General features: G+C 57.0%; 8 protein-coding genes. 3 read left to right on the top strand and 5 right to left on the bottom strand.

Annotated elements, in window-relative coordinates:
- The first annotated feature begins 88 nt into the window (after positions 1-88).
- Complete coding sequence (locus SHEW_RS04200) at positions 89-637, top strand: pseudouridine synthase (protein ID WP_011864620.1); 549 nt, start codon at positions 89-91, stop codon at positions 635-637.
- A 44-nt stretch (positions 638-681) separates the two neighbouring features.
- On the opposite strand, the gene SHEW_RS04195 is transcribed toward SHEW_RS04200, so the two are convergent.
- The 3 genes from SHEW_RS04195 to prfB form a co-directional block, all read right to left on the bottom strand.
- Positions 682-3162 carry a sensor domain-containing protein gene (locus tag SHEW_RS04195; RefSeq protein ID WP_223294762.1) on the bottom strand — a complete coding sequence of 827 codons (2481 nt, stop codon included), beginning with the start codon at positions 3160-3162 and terminating at the stop codon, positions 682-684.
- Between the two features lie 298 nt (positions 3163-3460).
- Positions 3461-4963 carry a lysine--tRNA ligase gene (gene lysS / locus SHEW_RS04190; RefSeq protein ID WP_011864618.1) on the bottom strand — a complete coding sequence of 501 codons (1503 nt, stop codon included), beginning with the start codon at positions 4961-4963 and terminating at the stop codon, positions 3461-3463.
- 12 nt (positions 4964-4975) lie between these two features.
- A protein-coding gene (gene prfB, locus SHEW_RS04185; protein WP_190272406.1) for a peptide chain release factor 2 occupies positions 4976-6074 on the bottom strand; the annotation gives its coding sequence in 2 pieces (ribosomal slippage) (positions 4976-5998 and positions 6000-6074; 1098 coding nt in all).
- A gap of 189 nt (positions 6075-6263) precedes the next feature.
- Here prfB and SHEW_RS04180 point away from each other — a divergent pair.
- Positions 6264-7244, top strand: coding sequence for a pentapeptide repeat-containing protein (locus tag SHEW_RS04180; protein ID WP_011864616.1), 981 nt, complete (start codon positions 6264-6266; stop codon positions 7242-7244).
- Between the two features lie 265 nt (positions 7245-7509).
- Positions 7510-11742, top strand: coding sequence for a formate dehydrogenase subunit alpha (gene fdhF, locus SHEW_RS04175; protein WP_011864615.1), 4233 nt, complete (start codon positions 7510-7512; stop codon positions 11740-11742).
- A 105-nt stretch (positions 11743-11847) separates the two neighbouring features.
- On the opposite strand, the gene SHEW_RS04170 is transcribed toward fdhF, so the two are convergent.
- Together SHEW_RS04170 and SHEW_RS20985 are read right to left on the bottom strand one after the other, a co-directional pair.
- Complete coding sequence (locus SHEW_RS04170; protein ID WP_011864614.1) at positions 11848-13512, bottom strand: methyl-accepting chemotaxis protein; 1665 nt, start codon at positions 13510-13512, stop codon at positions 11848-11850.
- A gap of 305 nt (positions 13513-13817) precedes the next feature.
- The gene (locus tag SHEW_RS20985; protein WP_011864613.1) at positions 13818-18935 is read right to left on the bottom strand and encodes a S8 family serine peptidase; all 5118 of its coding nucleotides are present in this window, start codon (positions 18933-18935) and stop codon (positions 13818-13820) included.
- Positions 18936-18976: the final 41 nt, after the last annotated feature.

The raw sequence follows: 18976 nt of genomic DNA, 5'->3' as shown, positions 1-18976 counted from the left end.
CGCAGAAGATAGCCCTTTAAAAGTGACCTCAGATTCAAGGGAGGCGACTCAAGGCGAGAGCCAGGAGAACACGCCTGCCCAACACTTCATGATCTTTAAGCCTTACGGCTATCTGAGCCAGTTTGTCGGCGAGCGGCGTAAACGTAAGCCTTTACTTGGTGAGCTGGCCAACTTCCCAACGGGCATCATGGCGATCGGCCGGCTGGATCATGACTCTGAGGGATTACTGCTATTGACCACAGATGGCAAGACCAGCCACGCTGTGCGCAGCAAGTCGATCGAGAAAGAGTATTACCTGCAGCTCGATGGCGAAATCACAGAGCAGGCGATATCGAGCCTCTGCGAGGGGGTCGAGATAGGCATCAAGGGCGAGAAGTATCGCACCCTACCCTGCCGCGCGCGCCGCCTCGACCAGGCGCCAGACCTACCGCCGCGGGGACGCAAGATAAGAGACGCCCGCCACGGGCCTACCAGCTGGCTGGCGATCACCATTACCGAGGGCAAGAATCGTCAGCTGCGTAAGATGACCGCCGCCGTGGGCTTTGCCACCCTGAGGCTGGTGCGGGTGCGCATAGGCGATATCCGCCTGGGCACGCTGCAGCCAGGCGAAGTTAAATCGCTCGCGACACTAGGCTAAGCCAGACGTTAGCCCAAGCGCTAATCTAAGTACTAGCCCTAGGGCTAACCTAAGAACTCGGCTAGCTCCTCGACCATTCTGGGCTTGCTGTAGAGATAGCCCTGGGCCTGATCGCACCCCGCCGCCTCGAGGAAGGCCGCCTGCTCCGGCGTCTCCACCCCCTCGGCAATGATGCAGAGATTCAGCGCATGGCCAAGGGCGATCACCGCCTTGGCGATTGCCGTGTTGTTACCGTCTCTGGGAATATCGCGAATGAAGGACTGATCTATCTTCAGCTTATGTATGGGCAGACGCTTCAGGTAGTTCAGCGACGAATAGCCGGTCCCGAAATCATCCACCGACAGCTCGACCCCGAGCTCACCCAATTGTTTAAGCACCTCGATCACCGCCAGGGGATCGGACATCATGCAGCTCTCGGTGACCTCAAGCTCCAGATACTCGGGCGGCAGTCCCGCCTCGTCGAGCACGCGTTTCACCTGGGCGCAAAACTGTTTCTGCTGCAACTGAGGCCCGGCCACGTTCACCGAGATGCGACCAAAGCGCTTGCCCTCGGCTAACCATTGAGCCCCCTGAGTCGCCGCCTGTTTCAGCACCCAGAGACCTATCTCGTTGATCAGGCCTATATTTTCTGCCACAGGGATGAAGATGGCCGGCGAGATAGTGCCAAGCTGTGGGTCTTCCCAGCGCAGCAGCGCCTCGAAGCCGACACACTGACCCGTGCCCAGCGCCAACTTGGGCTGATACACCAGATAGAAGGCATCCTTGTTGATGGCATCGTGCAGCGCACTCTGTAGCTTAAGATGCTCCACCGAAGCCAGGGTCAGAGATTGAGTATAGAAGGCGTAGTTGTTGCGGCCATTGGCCTTGGCCCTGTGCATGGCGGTGTCGGCGTTACGCAGCAGGGTGTCGCCGCTCTCGCCATCACCCGGATAGATGGCCACCCCCATGCTGGCGGTGAGGCGCACGCTGCCTTCATCATCCAGCAAGAAGGGCGCATCGAAGGCTTCGCGCAGTCGACTCACCATGAGGGAGACGCTGTCGTCACTCTCCACATGGGGCAGGACGGCGATAAACTCATCACTGCCCAGCCTGGCCAGGGTCGCCTCTTCCCCCAGCTTCTGTCCCAGACGTCTGGCGACCTCCACCAAGATGGCATCGCCGGTCACATGGCCGTAGCTGTCATTGATATGTTTAAACAGATCCACGTCGATGAAGATCAGCGCCAGCTCCGTCTCTTCACGGGCGGCGTGTCTCAGCTCCTGCTCCAGGTTGGCCGACAGCATCATGCGGTTAGGCAACTTGGTCAGCGGGTCGTGGTACACCAGCCGCGCCAGCTCCTTCTCGCTCTGCTTCTGGGCCGAGATATCGGCAAACACGGCGACGAAGTAGCGCACCTGATGATCGTCGCCATACATGGAGCTGATGGTGAGTTGCTCTGGATAGATGGCGCCGCTCTTACGGCGGTTCCAGATCTCACCGTGCCACTTGCCGTTGGTCAGCAACGAGCGCCACAGGCGCTCGAAGAAGGCCTTGTCGTGACGGCCGGAATTTAAGATGCGTGGATTTTCCCCCAGCACCTCGTCGCGGCTATAGCCGGTGATCTCGGTAAAGGCGCCATGAACCTCGATGATATTGCCGCTGGCATCGGTGATCACCACACCTTCCACCGAGTTTTCGAAGATGTTGGCCGCCAGCTCCAGCTGTTCCTGGGCCGCCTTATGGGAGGTGATGTTACGGGAGATGCCGATCACTCCCTCCAGAGTGCCGTCGGGCGAGACGACCGGGACCTTAGTGGTCTCCAGCCAGGAGTTGGACTGGTCGATATCTTTAGCCTCGCACTCGGCGGCAGTCACCTGCACGCCGCGCACGATTGATTCATAATCCCCCTGAACAAACTCTTCGGCCAGCTCGGGGGAGAAGATCTCATCGTCGGTGCGATTGAGCAGCTGCTCTTTGCTACGCCCCCAGGCGATCTCGACGCTGTGGTTGATCAGCACATAGCGCCCCGCCACATCCTTCATCCACACATGCTCCTGCAGGCTGTCGATGAAGAGTTGCAGATCCACATTCGGCGCCGCTTGCGGCGCTATCTCTATTAACTGCTGGCGATGGGTCTGATAGAGGTTAATCAGGGCATATTGCATCGCCTGACAGGTCAGCTTGACCTGAGTATTTAGCCGCTTATTGTGGTTGGCTTGTTCGTTTGGCACCAGACACAGGGCGCCATAGAGGGCCTGGGAAGGCCAGAAGAGCGGATGCAGTATGATGCCGCCGACATCGACAGGTTCACGGGGATGATGGGGATGTTCGATATAGTCTCGAAACAGGCTGAGTCCCTGGGCGCAAAGCTGGGCGACACTCTGGCGATGGACCTGATTGTCATCGCACAGGCTAAGCTGTGGCGTCAGACCATCGCTGGCGGTGAGGGCTAACAGGAAAAGACTGCCATCAAACGCCTGGGCTAGGGTCTCTAACGCTTCCTGCCAATCTTGTAACGCTTCATCTGGAATCTTGATATCTATCACTATCCTACTCCGAGAGCGACGACCGAGTGTCACTATCCCTGAATCCTTTTCGCTAGCTTATCGCCAAATAGTCGTAATGGACACCTGCAAATGCGATAAATTAACCTTAATTTAACAAAAGTGTGTTAGCCCCGACAAAAAATGGCGCGGGCAGCGGCCCAACCCATCTTATACTAGAAATAGAGTAACTTATCAGTGGTTTAATCTAAAACTTCATCTCAGACGGTCACTTTAGCTGCAAATGACGCAGATAAAAAAACCAGCCCTGGGGCTGGTTTTTTTCTTAAGCGTTGCCTGCTTATCCCTGAGGACGCATCGCCGGGAAGAGGATCACGTCACGAATGGTGTGGGTGTTGGTAAACAACATCACCAGACGGTCGATACCGATACCCTGACCGGCAGTCGGTGGCAGACCGTGCTCCAGCGCCGTGATGTAGTCGGCGTCATAGAACATGGCTTCATCGTCGCCCGCATCTTTAGCATCGACCTGCGCCTTGAAGCGCTTGTCTTGATCTTCCGCATCGTTCAGCTCGCTGAAGCCGTTGGCCACTTCGCGACCGCCGATGAAGAACTCGAAACGGTCGGTGATGAAGTGGTTTTCATCGTTACGGCGGGCCAGCGGTGAGATATCTGCCGGGTAGCCAGTGATGAAGGTAGGCTGCATCAGCTTAGGCTCGGCGGTTTCACCGAAGATCTCTTCCAGCAGCTGACCACAGGTCCAGAACTTCTCGATAGTCATGCCCAGGCTCTTGGCCAGGTTACGCATAAACTCGACGTCTTTAACCTCTTCATAGGTCATAGACTGAATCGTCTCGTTGTCTGGGTTGTACTTCTTGATCGCATCCAGCATGCTCAGACGCTCGTATGGACCGCCGAAGTCGATAGTGTGCTCGCCGTATGGCAGCTTGGTATCACCCAGCAGATCTTTGGCGATCGAAGAGAGCATCTCTTCGGTCAGGTCCATCAGATCTTTGTAGTCGGCATAGGCCATATAGAATTCCATCATGGTGAATTCTGGGTTATGGCGTGGCGACAGGCCTTCGTTACGGAAGTTACGGTTGATCTCGAACACGCGCTCGAAACCACCAACCACCAGACGCTTGAGGTATAGCTCAGGCGCGATACGCAGGTACATCTCGATATCCAGCGCATTGTGGTGAGTAATGAAAGGACGCGCAGAGGCACCACCCGGGATGCTGTGCATCATAGGGGTTTCCACTTCCATAAACTCTTTGCTTACCATGAAGTTACGGATAGCGGTAACCACTTTAGAGCGCATAATGAAGGCCGCACGTGACTCTTCGTTCACGATGAGGTCAACATAACGCTGACGGTAGCGGGTCTCCTGGTCAGTCAGGCCGTGGAACTTCTCAGGCAGCGGACGCAGCGCCTTGGTCAGCAGCTGGTACTCTTCCATGTTGACATAGAGGTCGCCCTTGCCAGACAGGTGCAGCTGGCCGGTCACACCGATAATGTCACCGATATCCAGACCTTGATACTTGGCCTTAAGATCTTTCTGAACGTCTTTACCGGCATAGGCCTGGATGCGACCGCTCACGTCCTGGATAACCAAGAAGGGGCCACGCTTAGCCATGATACGACCGGCGATAGAGCGCTGGACATTCATCTCTTCCAGCTCTTCCTTGCTGTATTGACCATATTCGGCCTGGATGTCGGCAGCCTTATGTTTTCGATCGAAGTTGTTCGGGTGACCGTTAGCAGGGCAAGAAGCGCGAACGTGATCTAACTTGGCACGGCGCTCTGCAATTAACTTGTTTTCGTCTTGAGTTTGTTCAGTCATCTTCTTCTCTCGTTAAAGGCCAGATTTCAGGCTAGCTTCAATAAACTTGTCCAGATCGCCGTCGAGGACGCTCTGGGTATTACGGTTTTCCACGCCGGTACGCAGATCTTTGATACGGGCATCGTCCAGCACGTATGAGCGGATCTGGCTGCCCCAGCCGATATCAGACTTGGCGTCTTCGGCGGCTTGCTTCTCTGCGTTTTGCTTATGCATTTCCAGTTCGAACAGCTTAGCTTTCAGCTGTTTCATCGCCGTGTCTTTGTTCTTGTGCTGTGAACGATCGTTCTGGCACTGCACCACGGTATTGGTCGGCAAGTGGGTAATACGCACCGCAGATTCGGTACGGTTAACGTGCTGACCACCGGCGCCCGAGGCGCGGTAAACGTCGATGCGCAGATCCGCCGGATTGATATCGATCTCGATAGAGTCATCGATCTCCGGATAGACAAACACAGAGCAGAACGAGGTATGACGCTTACCCGAGGAGTCGAACGGCGACTTACGCACCAGACGGTGTACCCCGGTTTCGGTGCGTAGCGAACCGAAGGCGTACTCGCCGGTAAACTTGATGGTGGCGCCCTTGATACCGGCGACATCGCCGTCGGTGACTTCGATAAGCTCAGGCTTATAGCCCTTGGCTTCGCCCCAGCGCAGATACATGCGTAGCACCATGTTGGCCCAATCCTGCGCCTCGGTACCACCAGAACCCGATTGAATATCAAGGTAGCAATCAGAGGCGTCGTTCGGACCCGAGAACATGCGGCGGAACTCCAGCTCTTCCAGGCGCTTCTCTAAACCCGCCAGCTCGCTGTTGGCGTCGTTGAAGGTGTCTTCATCATCCTCTTCGACGGCCAGCTCCAGCAGACCTTCCACATCCTCTAGGCCACTGTCCATATCGTCTATGGTCTTGACTACGGCCTCTAGTGAGGCGCGCTCTTTACCTAGGGCCTGGGCATTATCGGGATTGTTCCAAACGTCGGCGCTCTCTAGCTCTCGACTGACTTCTTCTAGACGCTCACTCTTGGCATCGTAGTCAAAGATACCCCCGAAGAAGTTGGGTGCGCTCGGCCAGCTCCTTGATTTTAAATTTAACCGGATTTACTTCAAACATGACTCTTTCTACTTAAAATTCGATTGGCAGGAATGCAAACGCGGTATTTTAACGCAATCGTCCCTTTTCGCATAGGGGCGAAGCAGTGCTAATTGAGCGAATTTCATCGCAAAAAACGCCATTCTTGCCCGGCTCCGGCAGCGGGGAGAATCCCCGCCCCTTTTCGGCAGGCTGGCTATACTGTTCAATATGAAACAGACGAACCAATGCTGCTATCACGAAGACGAAGGTTTCTCCTGCACCGAGCCGGCCGAAGCCTCAGGGCTCTGTTATTGGCATGATCCTAAAATAATTAAAGATAAGCCGGAAGATATCGCCCGTCTGGAGGCCTTCGCCCGCAACGGTGGCATGCTGCGGGGCATCTCCCTCAAGCGGGCCAACCTGCCCGGCATCGACCTAGTGAGACACCATCAGAAGACGGGCTTCGACATGAGCCACGCCGAGCTGTATCGCGCCAATTTACAGGGCGCGCACATGTTTAACCTCAACCTGCAACACGCCAGCCTGATGAAAGCAGATCTGCGCGAAGCCAATGTTCACTGCGCCAATCTGGTGGGCACCAACCTCTTGGGGATCAAGTGGAACGGCGCCAAGATAGAGAACATCAATACCGGCAAGCTCCTCAGGCAGGAACGTCTGGCCAACGAGGCAGAGAGAGTGGGCGAAAACGAGATAGCCCTGGATTATTTCGAACAGGCCGAGGAGATCTACCGGGATCTGCGCAAGGCCGCCGAGCGCGAAGGCCTGTTTGCCATGGGGGGCGACTACCTGCGTAAAGAGCTCACCATGCGCCGCCATCAGATGCCCAAATACAGCTACTCGCGCATCCTCTCCAAGATGATCGACATCTTCTGCGGCTATGGCGAGGCTCCCACCCGGGTGATCGGCTTCTCCATGGGGCTTATATTCGTCTGCGCCCTGCTCTACCTGTTTACCGGCCTCAACTACGACGGCAATATCCATGTGTTCAACTGGCAAAACGATCTCACCACCAACCTGGCGCTCTTCTTCAACTGCATCTACTACTCGGTCGTCACCTTCACCACGCTAGGCTATGGCGACTTCACCCCCATAGGCTATTCCCGCGCCATCGCGGCCGTCGAGGCCTTCACCGGCAGCTTTACCATCGCCCTGTTCGTGGTGGTGTTCGTCAAGAAGATGACCCGCTAAGGGCAGAGTGTGATCCACCTCAAATCGCACTAATTCCGCCACGGCGTAAGCCAACAAACTCAGCACAATTTGTGAGCAGCACTGCAAATGCAGCACAAAAAATCACTACTAAGACCTGTGGTGAAAAAGCCTCTGGGTATACTCAAGCAAACCTTGTTTCGCTAATTTACGATAAGCCTCTTTACCCATAGGCAGTCCATAAAAAATCATCGACGAGACCAAGGTAGCCAAGCTCAAGCTTAGATTCTAATAAAAGGTCCCTACCATGATAGAACTCACCTTCGACGGCCAGGTCGTCAAAGCCAACCGGGGCGAAGATCTGCTCACCTGTGCCAAGGCCGCAGGCATAGCGATCCCTAATTTATGTCATCTGGGCAAGCAACTGGACGACAAACTCGCAGGCAAACAAGACTGTAACCTCTGCTATGTCGAGGTACGCGACGAAAAGGGCGACTTCCACACGGTCAAGGCCTGTAAGACACAGGTCGAGGCACAGCTCGAGGTGATCACCCATTCGGCCGCCCTCAGCAAACGCCGCCAGGCGGCACTGAAACACCTTTTGAGCGACCACTTCGCCGACTGCGAAGCCCCCTGCCAACAGGCCTGTCCGGCCGGCGTAGACGTGCAGTCCTATCTGCTGCATATCGCCCAGGGCAACCACAAGGAAGCGGTCAAGGTGATCAAACAAACCCTACCGCTACCGCTCTCTATCGGCCGTGTCTGCCCGGCCTTTTGCGAATCGGCCTGTCGCCGCGGCGAGTTGGATGAGCCCCTGGCCATTCGCCAACTCAAGCGTCACGCCGCCGATCTGGATCTGGGCAGTGAAGACACCTATGTGCCGCCCAAGGCGCCAGCTACCGGCAAACGCGTCGCCATCATAGGCAGCGGCCCGGCGGGGATCAGCGCGGGTTACTATCTCTCCAATTCAGGCCATGAGGTGACCATTTTCGAGTCCATGCCTAAGGCGGGCGGCTGGCTAAGATACGGTATCCCCGAATACCGTCTGCCCAAGCAGATCCTGGACAGAGAGATAGACCTGCTGTGCCAGAATGGCCTGGTGATACAGACAGATACTCGTCTCGGCCGCGACATCCACCTCAAGGAGCTGGTCAACCAATTCGACGCCGTCTGTCTCGCCATCGGCGCCCAGAAGGCGGTGCCCATGAACTATCCTGGCGTAGACCTCGAAGGCTGCTACTTGGGGGTGGATTACCTTAAGGATCACTGCACAGACAACAACTACCACACAGGCCAGAAGGTGGCGGTGATCGGCGGCGGCAACACCGCCATCGACTGCGCCCGCACCGCGCTGCGCAAGGGCGCCGAGGTAACCCTGGCCTATCGCCGCACCCGCGACGAGATGCCGGCAGAGGTCTATGAGATAGAGGAGGCCGAACATGAGGGCGTGCGCTTCTATTTCCTCACTAACCCTATCGAAAACCATGGCGACGCCAATGGCCGTATCAATGCCATCACCTTCGAGAAGATGCGCCTTGGCGAACCCGATGCCTCCGGCAGACGCTCACCCCAGACCACAGGCGAGACCTTCACCGAGGCGTTCGATACTGTGATCCCGGCGGTCTCCCAGACCCCGGACATGACCTTCCTCGAACATCCAGAGAGCCAGCTCTCCACCGGCGAGGTGGCCCTGACCCGCTGGAACACCTTCTCCGGCTGTGAACATACTATGTCCTCAGGGGTGGAGAAACTGTTCGTGCTCGGTGATTCGCGCACCGGCCCCGCCACGGCGGTTGCCGCGGTGGCCGATGGGCGTAAGGCCGCCAATGCCATCGAGAAACTGCTGAGCGGCGAGCTGAGCTGTGAGCTGACACCTGCGCCCTTCAACTCCCAGAAGCAGGATGAGCAGAAGCCAGACAGCCGTCACTTCCCGGCTCGTCTGCTACAGGCCAAGGCCAAGATGCCGGAACTCGCCATCAACAAGCGCCTGGATAATTTCGACGAGATAGAACTCGGCTTTAACGATGAGGAGGCGATGCTCGAGGCCGCCCGCTGCCTGGAGTGTGGCTGTCAGGCCAACACTGAGTGTGCCCTGCGGGACTACGCCACCGAGTACCGTGTCGATGGTGCCGCGCTCGATAAACAGGGCCACCGCGCCTTTACCCAGGATGCCAGCACGCCTTTTATCAACTTCGACCCCAACCGCTGCATCAGCTGCGGGGCCTGCGTCGCCATGTGCCGCCAGCAGTCTGGCCATCAGGCGATCAGTTTCGAGCCCGACAGTTACCTGGCACTGCCCCAGGAGATGGCCGCAACACACAGCCGCCAGGCGCCCCGCGCCGGGTTCAGCGCCACCATGGCCGACAGCCAATGCGTCCAGTGCGGTAACTGTGTCCAGGTCTGCCCCACAGGGGCGCTGACCGATGCCAGAGACAAGCGTCAGGGGGTTAAACATGAGCTGAAACAGACCTCCACCGTCTGCACCTACTGCGGCGTAGGCTGCCGTGTCATCATCCATAGCGATCCCGTGACTGGTGAGATCAAACGTGTCTCGGGCGACAGCCGATCCCAGGTCAACGAGGGGATGCTCTGCGTCAAGGGCCGCTTCGGATTTGACTTCATCAACAGCCAGCAACGTCTGACCCAGCCGCTGCTGCGCAAAGATGGCGAGCTGGTGCCGGTCAGCTGGAATGAGGCGATCGACTACATAGGCACCGAGCTTGGTCGCATCAAGGCCGAACATGGCGGTGACGCCATCGCCGGTCTGGCCTCCGCCAAGGCGACCAACGAAGATAACTATCTGTTCCAAAAGCTGTTTAGAAGCGTCATCGGCACCAACAACATAGATCACTGCGCCCGCCTGTGTCATGCCTCGACGGTCACCGCCCTGCAGGAGAGCCTTGGCAGCGGCGCCATGACCAATGATATTCCGTCGATAAAATCCTCGGATCTCATCTTCATCCTGGGCTCGGATACCGAAGCCGCCCACCCCATCATCGCCTCCAAGATCAAACAGGCGGTGAGCCAACACGGTGCCCGCCTGGTGGTGGCCGACCCCAAACGGGTGAGCATCGCCGACAGCGCCGAGCTCTACGTGCGTCATCGCCCCGGCAGCGACGTTATGCTGCTCAACGCCATCATGCAGGAGATCATCAAGCAGGGCTGGCACGACGAGGACTATATCGACCGACGCGTAGAAGGATTCGATGCACTTCGCACCGAGGTGATGAAGGACGACTACAGCCTAGACAATGCGGCCAAGATCACTGGGGTTGGCGAAGAGGAGATAGCCCAGCTGGCCCGCATGATAGGCACGGCAGAGAAGACCGCCATCTACTATGCCATGGGGATCACCCAGCACACCTCGGGACACGACAATGTCACCGCCATCGCCAACCTGCAACTGCTGTGCGGCAACATAGGCATCGAGGGCGCGGGGATCAATCCACTGCGGGGCCAGAGCAATGTCCAGGGCGCCTGTGACATGGGCGCCCTGCCCAACTACTTCACCGGCTACCAGAAGGTGACCGACCCCGAGGTGCAAGCCGCCTTCAGACAGGCCTGGCAACAGGAGTGGCTACCAGATCAGATAGGTCTGGCGGCCACCGAGATGATGCACGCCCTGGCCCACGGCAGGCTCAAAGCCCTCTATGTGATGGGAGAAAACCCTGTACTGAGCGATCCCGACCAGGCTCATGTGATGCAAGGGCTGGAGTCGGCCGAGCTGCTGATCGTCCAGGATATCTTCATGACGGAGACGGCCCAGCTGGCCGACGTGGTATTGCCGGCCGCCAGCTTCGCCGAGAAGCCAGGCCACTTCACCAATACCGAGCGTCGGGTGCAGCGTCTGCAGGCGGCCATCGACAGCCCAGGCCTGGCCCGCCGCGACTGGCAGATCATCACAGATATCGCCAAGGCCCTTGGCGCCGACTGGCACTATGAGGATGAAGCGTCCATCTGGCAGGAGCTGACCCGCGTCACACCCCAGTACCGCGGCATCCAATGGCAGGACACAGACCCGAGTACGCCGAAAGGCCTGCTGGGTAAGCAGTGGCCCTGCCCAGAGCCTGGCCATGAGGGCACCCGCCTGATGCATAAAGAGCGCTTTACCCGAGGGCTCGGCAAGATGACGCCCGTCGGCTACCGCCTACCGGCCGAACTGCCCTGCGAAGATTATCCCTTCACCCTCTCCACCGGGCGCCTGCTGGAGCAGTTCCACACCGGCACCCTGACCCGCAAGACGGACGGCCTCAATACCCTGGGGTCGCCCAGGGTGATGATGTCGGCCATCGACGCCGACCGTCTAGGGGTGAACAACGGCGACGTGCTGACTCTGTCGACGAGACGCGGCAGCATCAACATCGCCGCCTTCGTCACGCGCCGCGCCCAGCCGGGAGTGCTCTTCCTGCCCTTCCACTTTGCCGAGGCGGCGGCTAACAAGCTGACCAACAATGTGCTGGACCCTGTGGCCAAGATCCCCGAGTTTAAGATCTGCGCCGTCAGGGTCGAGAAGGCCAGCGAGGCGATCTGCTGGTCTTAGGGCAAGCTAACGTAGTAAAAAAGGCCCCAACAGGAGTTGTGGCCTTTTTCTTTGTGGCTTAGCAACTTGATGCTTCGAGCAGGCTGCTACACCTTAGACTGCCCGTTACACCTTAAACTGACCAACTAGGGTATCCAGGTTACGGCCCTCGTTGGCCAGTCCCTGACTGGTGTCCGAGGCGCTATTACTGGCCTGTAGCAGCTCGTTGACGATCTCCTGAATCGCAAACACGTTGCGGTTGATCTCCTCGGTCACCGAACTCTGCTCGGTGGCCGCCGTGGCGATCTGGGTACTCATGTCGTTGATCGATGTCACCGCCGAGGTCACCGCCCCCAGGCTATCTGAGATCGCCCGCGACGAGGTCACCGAGCGATGACAGCTCTGCTGACTCGACTCCATGCTGCTCACCGCCAGCGACACCAGATTATGCAGCTCAGACAACATCTCGTTGATCTCTAAGGTACTGGCCTGTGTCCGGCTCGCGAGGCTGCGCACCTCATCGGCTACCACGGCGAAGCCGCGCCCCTGCTCACCGGCGCGGGCCGCCTCGATGGCGGCGTTGAGGGCGAGCAGGTTAGTCTGCTCGGCGATGCCACCTATCACACTCAGCACGCTGTTGATCTTCTGTGACTGCTCGTTGAGGGAGTTGATATGTCCGGCCGCCATATCGATCTCCGCCATCAGGGTCGAGACCTCATGCAGCGAGCTGTCGACACACTCCTGGGCGTTGCCCACATCCTGGGTGGCCGCCTGGGTCGCCTCGGCCACCTGAGTGGTGCTCATGGCCACCTCTGAAGCGGTCGCCGACATCTCGGTGATCGCCGTAACCACCTGATCCGTCTCGTTGTTGTGGCTGATCAGCTGCTGCGCCATGGCCGCTGTCTGGGAGGAGATGTTATCCGCGCCACTCTTCACCTCGACGGTGGCCCTGGCCACATCCTTGATGATCCCCTGCAGCTTATCGACAAACTGGTTGAAGGCGCGGCCCAGCATGGCGATCTCATCGCTGCCCTGCACGTCCAGGCGCTTGGTCAGATCCCCCTCACCCTTGGCGATATCTTCGAGGTTCTGCACCATGTTGTGAATCGGGTTGACCATGCGCTGGGCGGCCACCAGCATCACCACGGCGGTGATCGCCACCAGCACCAGGGCAAAGAGCAGAATCATCATCGCCTTGTCGTTCATGTGCTTGGTCATCACCTCACGATAGCTCTCCACCTGGGCGTCGATATCGTCGGTGTAGGCGCCAGTACCCAAGATCCAATCTTTACCCGGCACGGTTGCGGCGTAGCCTATCTTAGGCACCAGCCCCGTGACCCCAGGTTTGGAGTAGTCATAGTTGAAGAAACCATCGCCGCTTCTGGCGGCATCGATCAGGCCGACCACTATCTTCTTGCCGTTAGGGTCTGTCATGCCGATCTGCGCCGTACCCTCCAGCGCAGGCTTGACCGCATGAAAGCGGTTGAAGCCGTCAAAATCATAGATGAAGAAGTAACCGGCGGTGCCGAAGCGCACGTTACGCAGCGCCTTGTTCACATCGCCCGCCGTCCCCAGGGAGAGCTGATGCTCGACGATATCCAGGGCGATATCGACCTGATCCTTTAGCTGCGCCTTACGTTCGCTATAGAGGCTCGCCTTGAAGGTCGACATATTCTCTTCGAGGGAGTTAGATTCCAGGTTATAGGTGATTGAAACTAAGAAGAGAAAACTCAAAATCAGGGGCAGGAGAGCAAATACCAACAGCTTATTTTTCATTCTTAATTGCCACATGTTCCACTCCAACAGGGTTTATTACATTTGTAAGTAAAATATAGCTAAAAAGTACCAGTGTCAGTGCTTAATGCTAGATAAATTGTAGTAGATCAATAATCTTAGCCAACTCGCCGGAAATTTCCGCCTAACATAAAAAAGCCAGCATTCCATCCCTGGAATACTGGCAATCACTTCAGTAATTGGTTTGTGCTAACAAATAGTGCTTAGGTATCACTCCGACGACTAAGCACCGATTTTACGCACTAACTTTCCGGCTTAGTATCAGGCGGCTCAATAGCAAACCGCCTGACACCCTACCCTGATTAGCGTGCTAGCTTGCGGCGTAGGCCGGCAAACATCAGCATCATCAGGGCCGCGAAACCGAGCGCACCACCGTCGTCTTTCTCTTCGACTTCAGGTTGAGTTTCTGGCTCAGGCTGTGGCTCGACGCCATCAGACTCAACGGTCAGCATGAAGCTGGTCGATGCCGCATCGCTTGGGTTTTCCACGTCGCTCACGGTAACCGTGACTTCCACTTCGCCGTAGAAGTTGGCTTCCGGCGTGATGGTGATTTCGCTACCTGAGGTATGGCCATCGACCACAGCGGTAATGTGCTCACCGGTAACGGTGATCTGGTTAACGCTGTTTTGCTCATCGGCGTACATCACGGCGATGCCTTCCAGGCTAGTGTTCTCTGCCACACTCTGGTCGGCGATAGCGCCCAGGGTGATGTTAGAGGCAACACTGACTGTGTGGCTCATGCTGATGTCGGCCATGCCTTCTACCTGGCTCACGGCGTTAACCGTTAGGTCTTGACCAGCGGCATTGTCTTTCACACGAGTCCAGGCGGTTACCTCGAACTGCGAAGACTCAGGGCCCACGTAGTCGTAACAGATCACCAGACCGTCAGATAGCTTCTTGTCCAGCTCGCCATAGGTAAACTGCTCACCCAGGTAGGCACTCAGCGGACCATAGGCATAGACACCGCCCTTGAAGCCTTGGATACCGATAGAACCACGGCCGTCTTGGCTACCGAAGTCCAGATTGTCATAGGCCATCATCATCTCGTACTCACCGTCGCCATGACGGGTGTTGACGTTGAAGATCAGCTCGAAGTCGAATCTGTCATCCAGCTCTTGCCACTGATAGACGCGGTTTGCATCGCGGCCCGCAGGCAGGTATGTACGCGCGTTATCGTATTCCAGGATGCCCCAACCAGTTTGCGTGCTGGCAATAGAGATGCCCGAACGCTCGCTGAAGTTGTTGACCAGTGGTGCCGATAGGATAGCTTTTGGCGCACTTGGATCCAGCGCCTCGAAGCCACGCCACATCATGCCGATCGACTCGTATGGGAAGCTCTGATACGGGAAGATGTCATGGTATGGGAAGAAGAAAGGCTGACCTTCCCATAGCGACACGATACCGTGTGCATGGATATCCAGGGCGTTCTGCTTAGCAACATTGAGCTCTTCGTTGTTGTTATACAGATGGAAGCTGTCATAACGACCACCGAAGATCACATCGATTGGCAGCACGATACCGTTGCGGCTCAGGATGTTGTTGTCCTTACCATTGACGGCACGACCGTTGGCATCGTATTCCACCGGCGCGAAGCCGCTGAAGATCGGATAGATACGGAACTCTTCGAGATCCACATAACCACCCGGATTCTTGTTACCAAAGTCTGGCGTGCGGCACATGGCGTCTTCCAGGTTAGTGGTGACATTGTAGCTAGGCGCTTGATCGGCGGTATTAGGTTGAACACCGCTGATGGTCAGCTTACCTTCTTCCAGGCTGATGTCTGTCACTATCGCCTTAGATGAGGTCAGTACATCTTCCACATTCAGGCTCAGGCCTGCCGGGATGTCGGCACTAATGGTGAAGGCACGATCCGCGCCGCTGTCATTAGGCTGCACCTCGAAGGTGAAAGGCACCTGCTCACCCAGATGGGCACCGGTTTGCGGTACATCCAGATGCACGTCATCGATACCACGCTCAAGCTTGAAGGCGACCTTGCCGATATTGCCGGCGTTGACCTCTGAGGTACCAAAATCGATCAGTGAGTAGTAAACATCGCCCTCAACCATCTCAGGCAAGTTCCAGTTCACCTGGATATCTACCGCCTCCTGACCATTGCTGGCAGGCACGCCCACGCTCATGTCTGAGGCGACATTGTCGGTCACAACAGTTGTCGCGAACTGGAAGGTCTCTTCCATGAAGTCGTGGTAGTTGTTCTGCGCCGACCCCTTTCTTGGGTTGTAGAAGATTGCCCAGTATTGGCCCTCCTCCGGCTGGTTGATGTTACAGAAGTTGTCGTACTGGATGTGGTTAGAGACACACAATAGCTCTTCGAACGGATCCGCCTTGCCATTGCCGTTGTAGTCCTTACCCACGTAAACCAGTAGGTTGCCCTTATCCAGGCTGCCTTCCAGACCACTCTCTGTGGTGCCGAACGATTCGACCATCAGACGACGGGCATTAGCCGGCACCTGAATCATCTCCACATGAGTCGCTTCATCCAAGCGCTCTTCCATCGGCACGCTCTGATCGGCATTGCTGCTCCAAGGGAAGCTACCATCGTTATCCTTCGGCAGTGTGATAGTTTTCACATCGGCCTTAACAGGCGCGAAGATACGACCTTGGATGTTGTCGCCTTCCGGCAGGCTGATCCCCTTAATGATCGCATTGCCATCATTACGGTGAGCCGTTGCCGCCAGACGTCCTGGCATACCATTCTTGTCATACTTGAACACCACTGGCCAGTGCGCCTCAGACGCCGCGCCGCTGGTTTCGGTGAAGATCAGGTTAGAGTGCAGCTCAACTTCCGCGTTGCTGAACCAATCCTGGGTATCCATGATCGAAGCCTCGACCACGATATCCATGGTTTCGCCCGCTTCCAGGGTAAACTCGCTCGGGGTCACCTTGATAGACACACCGTTCTGTGCCATCTGTGAACGAGAATCGAAGGCCCAGTTCATCACGTCGTCATGGGTCACGCTCCAACTACCGGCGGTTGTCGCCTTGATGGTACGGATCCACTGACACTGTGGCTTACACTCGAAGTTCACCAGCTGAGGAATATTCAGCTTGTGCACCGCGCCGCCATTTTGCGGATCGGCAGCCTTAAAGTTCTCAACCGTTTCATCCATGATGAAACCGGCCTTGGCGGCATTAGCCACATTGATACGACCGGTACCGGCACGGTAGGTAGACGCCAACGCTACATCACCGTTCTCATCGTTGAGTCTGTGATATTGCACCTTGTTCTCTGCCGTCATCGCCAACGCAGATTGGATCTCGGTAGCGCTCCAGCTCGGCTTGGCCTGCTTGAGCAGCGCCATGGCACCGGCAACGTGTGGCGAGGCCATAGAGGTACCGCTGAGGAAGGCGAAATCACCGGATGCGCCACCAGAGACGAATGGATGCTCATCGGCAAAAGCGGCGTAGATGTTAACGCCAGGGGCCGCAACTGCTGGGATCAGGGCTTCTGGAGTCGACGGGCTAGGACCACGTGACGAGAAGGCGGCCAACCAGTCGGCGCGCTCTGGATCCAGGTCGCGATCGATCGTGGTTTCAGAGATGGTCAGCATATGGTTGCTGCCCTTGGCTAGCCAGTCGCTCAGGCCGTAACCCGACATACCGTTGTCCCAGCGACCATCCCACTCCTGCTTGGTGATATGGATGCTTGGCACAGAATAGGCTGCCGTCGCCACAATGCTGTCGGCATTGGCATAGTTGTACATGATCATGCCATCGGCGCCGCCGGCCAGGATGTTGTTGGCCTTGGCGCTACGGGCGATACCGTTAGGATCGTTCAGATCGTTACGCTTACACACCACGATCACATCGGTCGGGTTGCCATCGGCGTCGGTCAAATCGAAGGTGCCGGCCGGGAACGGGTCGCCACAATACTCGTCGCCATAGTCGCTAGCCTTAACCACCATACCCGTTACCGAGCTGGTGTTTACCGCGCCGCCGACGATCTCGCTCCAACGTGGTGCTTCATCGCCCCCCATAGGATCGACCAGCTTGGTCTCAACCAAGATCTCACGAGAGTGAGTGCTCGCCGCCACGTTCATCAACCAAGGCGAAGCATGGTCAATAGCGCCGAAGTATTCTTTGTAGCCGGCAGGCTGACCCGAGTTACCGGCCGCAGCCGCAACCGAGATACCAGCTTCGCGAGCCGACAAGAAGGCCAGCTCGACATCGTCGCTCCATGGGTGAGAATCCTGGCCACCGATAGAGAAGTTAATTACGTCGACACCGTCGCTGATGGCATCTTCGATACCAGCGATCAGGGCTTCACCCGGACAGCCTGGGTTGAATTCGTTCGATGGGTGACACACCTGGTAAGAGATGATGTTGGCGTGAGGCGCCACACCGCTCATGCGCGGGAAGAGTGCCTCTTTGACTACGCTACCATCGTTAACCGCGCCTGGCGCCGGATTAACGAAATCCACATCCAGCAGCACGTTACCCGCGGCGGTCGAGGCCACGTGAGAGCCGTGGCCCTGGTAGTCTTCACCCACGGCTGGGCGGGTATCGCCATAGACACCGCTGGTGAAATTATCTGTGATCACTGGGTATGAGCGCACACCGATAAGCTTGTCGTTACACATGCCCTCGAAGCCCTCTTTGAGACAGTCACCTACGTACTGGCCCGCCCCCCATGGATTTTGATGGTCATAGCCATCGTCGCCCACATCGGCAAAAGATCTGTGGTCTGTGTTCACCCCGGTATCGATAATACCGACGATCACATTCTCCCCCTTGTAGGGAACCGAATCAGTCACAGTACCTGTCCAGATCTTATCGGCGCCGATCAGCTCAGGGCCGACATCGGACAGCAGATCATAGGTCTTAGAGCGACGAACAGAGGCGACGCTTGCCATCTGAGAGACACGCTGCGCCTCCTCCTGGCTCATGGTCATAGAGAAACCGTTGACCGCATTGGTAAACTGCTGACGCACAGGACGATCGCCCAAGGTAGCCGACAGCTCAGAGATGACCGCCTGCTGCTTGCTCAGCAGCTGATCGCGGTACTGTTTGATCTCGCGGTTAACCGGCTGACCGGCCACAAACAACTTAGCCTCACCGGGCTTAGCCTTGACAGCACTACGCTCGGCGCCGCCCTGAGCCAGCAGGCTAGCGCCCGCCTGAGCCAAAGGCTTCTGATAAAGTCTGACGATGTAGACGTGCTCACCAGTCAGTCCCTCTTCGGCAACGAACTTCTGGTTCTGATGGCTGATCTGAACGTTCAGGCCATCGTTTTGCAACAGGTTAACCTCTTGCGTGCTAGCGGCATTGAGTTTTTTCGCCTGTTCGGCGGTGATCTTCAGCGGCTCGAGTCTTTCGACCTTAGCCTGCTGTATCGCCGCATGGGCCATACCGGCACTGTAGAGTGCGGCTGCCACGGCTGTTACTAATGTTTTCACCTTCATGGAACTTCCACCTTTTTTGTAGTTATGCCCTGATGAAGCTT

This window comes from Shewanella loihica PV-4, assembly GCF_000016065.1.
Classification (GTDB): domain Bacteria; phylum Pseudomonadota; class Gammaproteobacteria; order Enterobacterales; family Shewanellaceae; genus Shewanella; species Shewanella loihica.
Note: the sequence above shows the minus strand (reverse complement) of the source record. Positions and strands in the feature narration are given on the sequence as shown.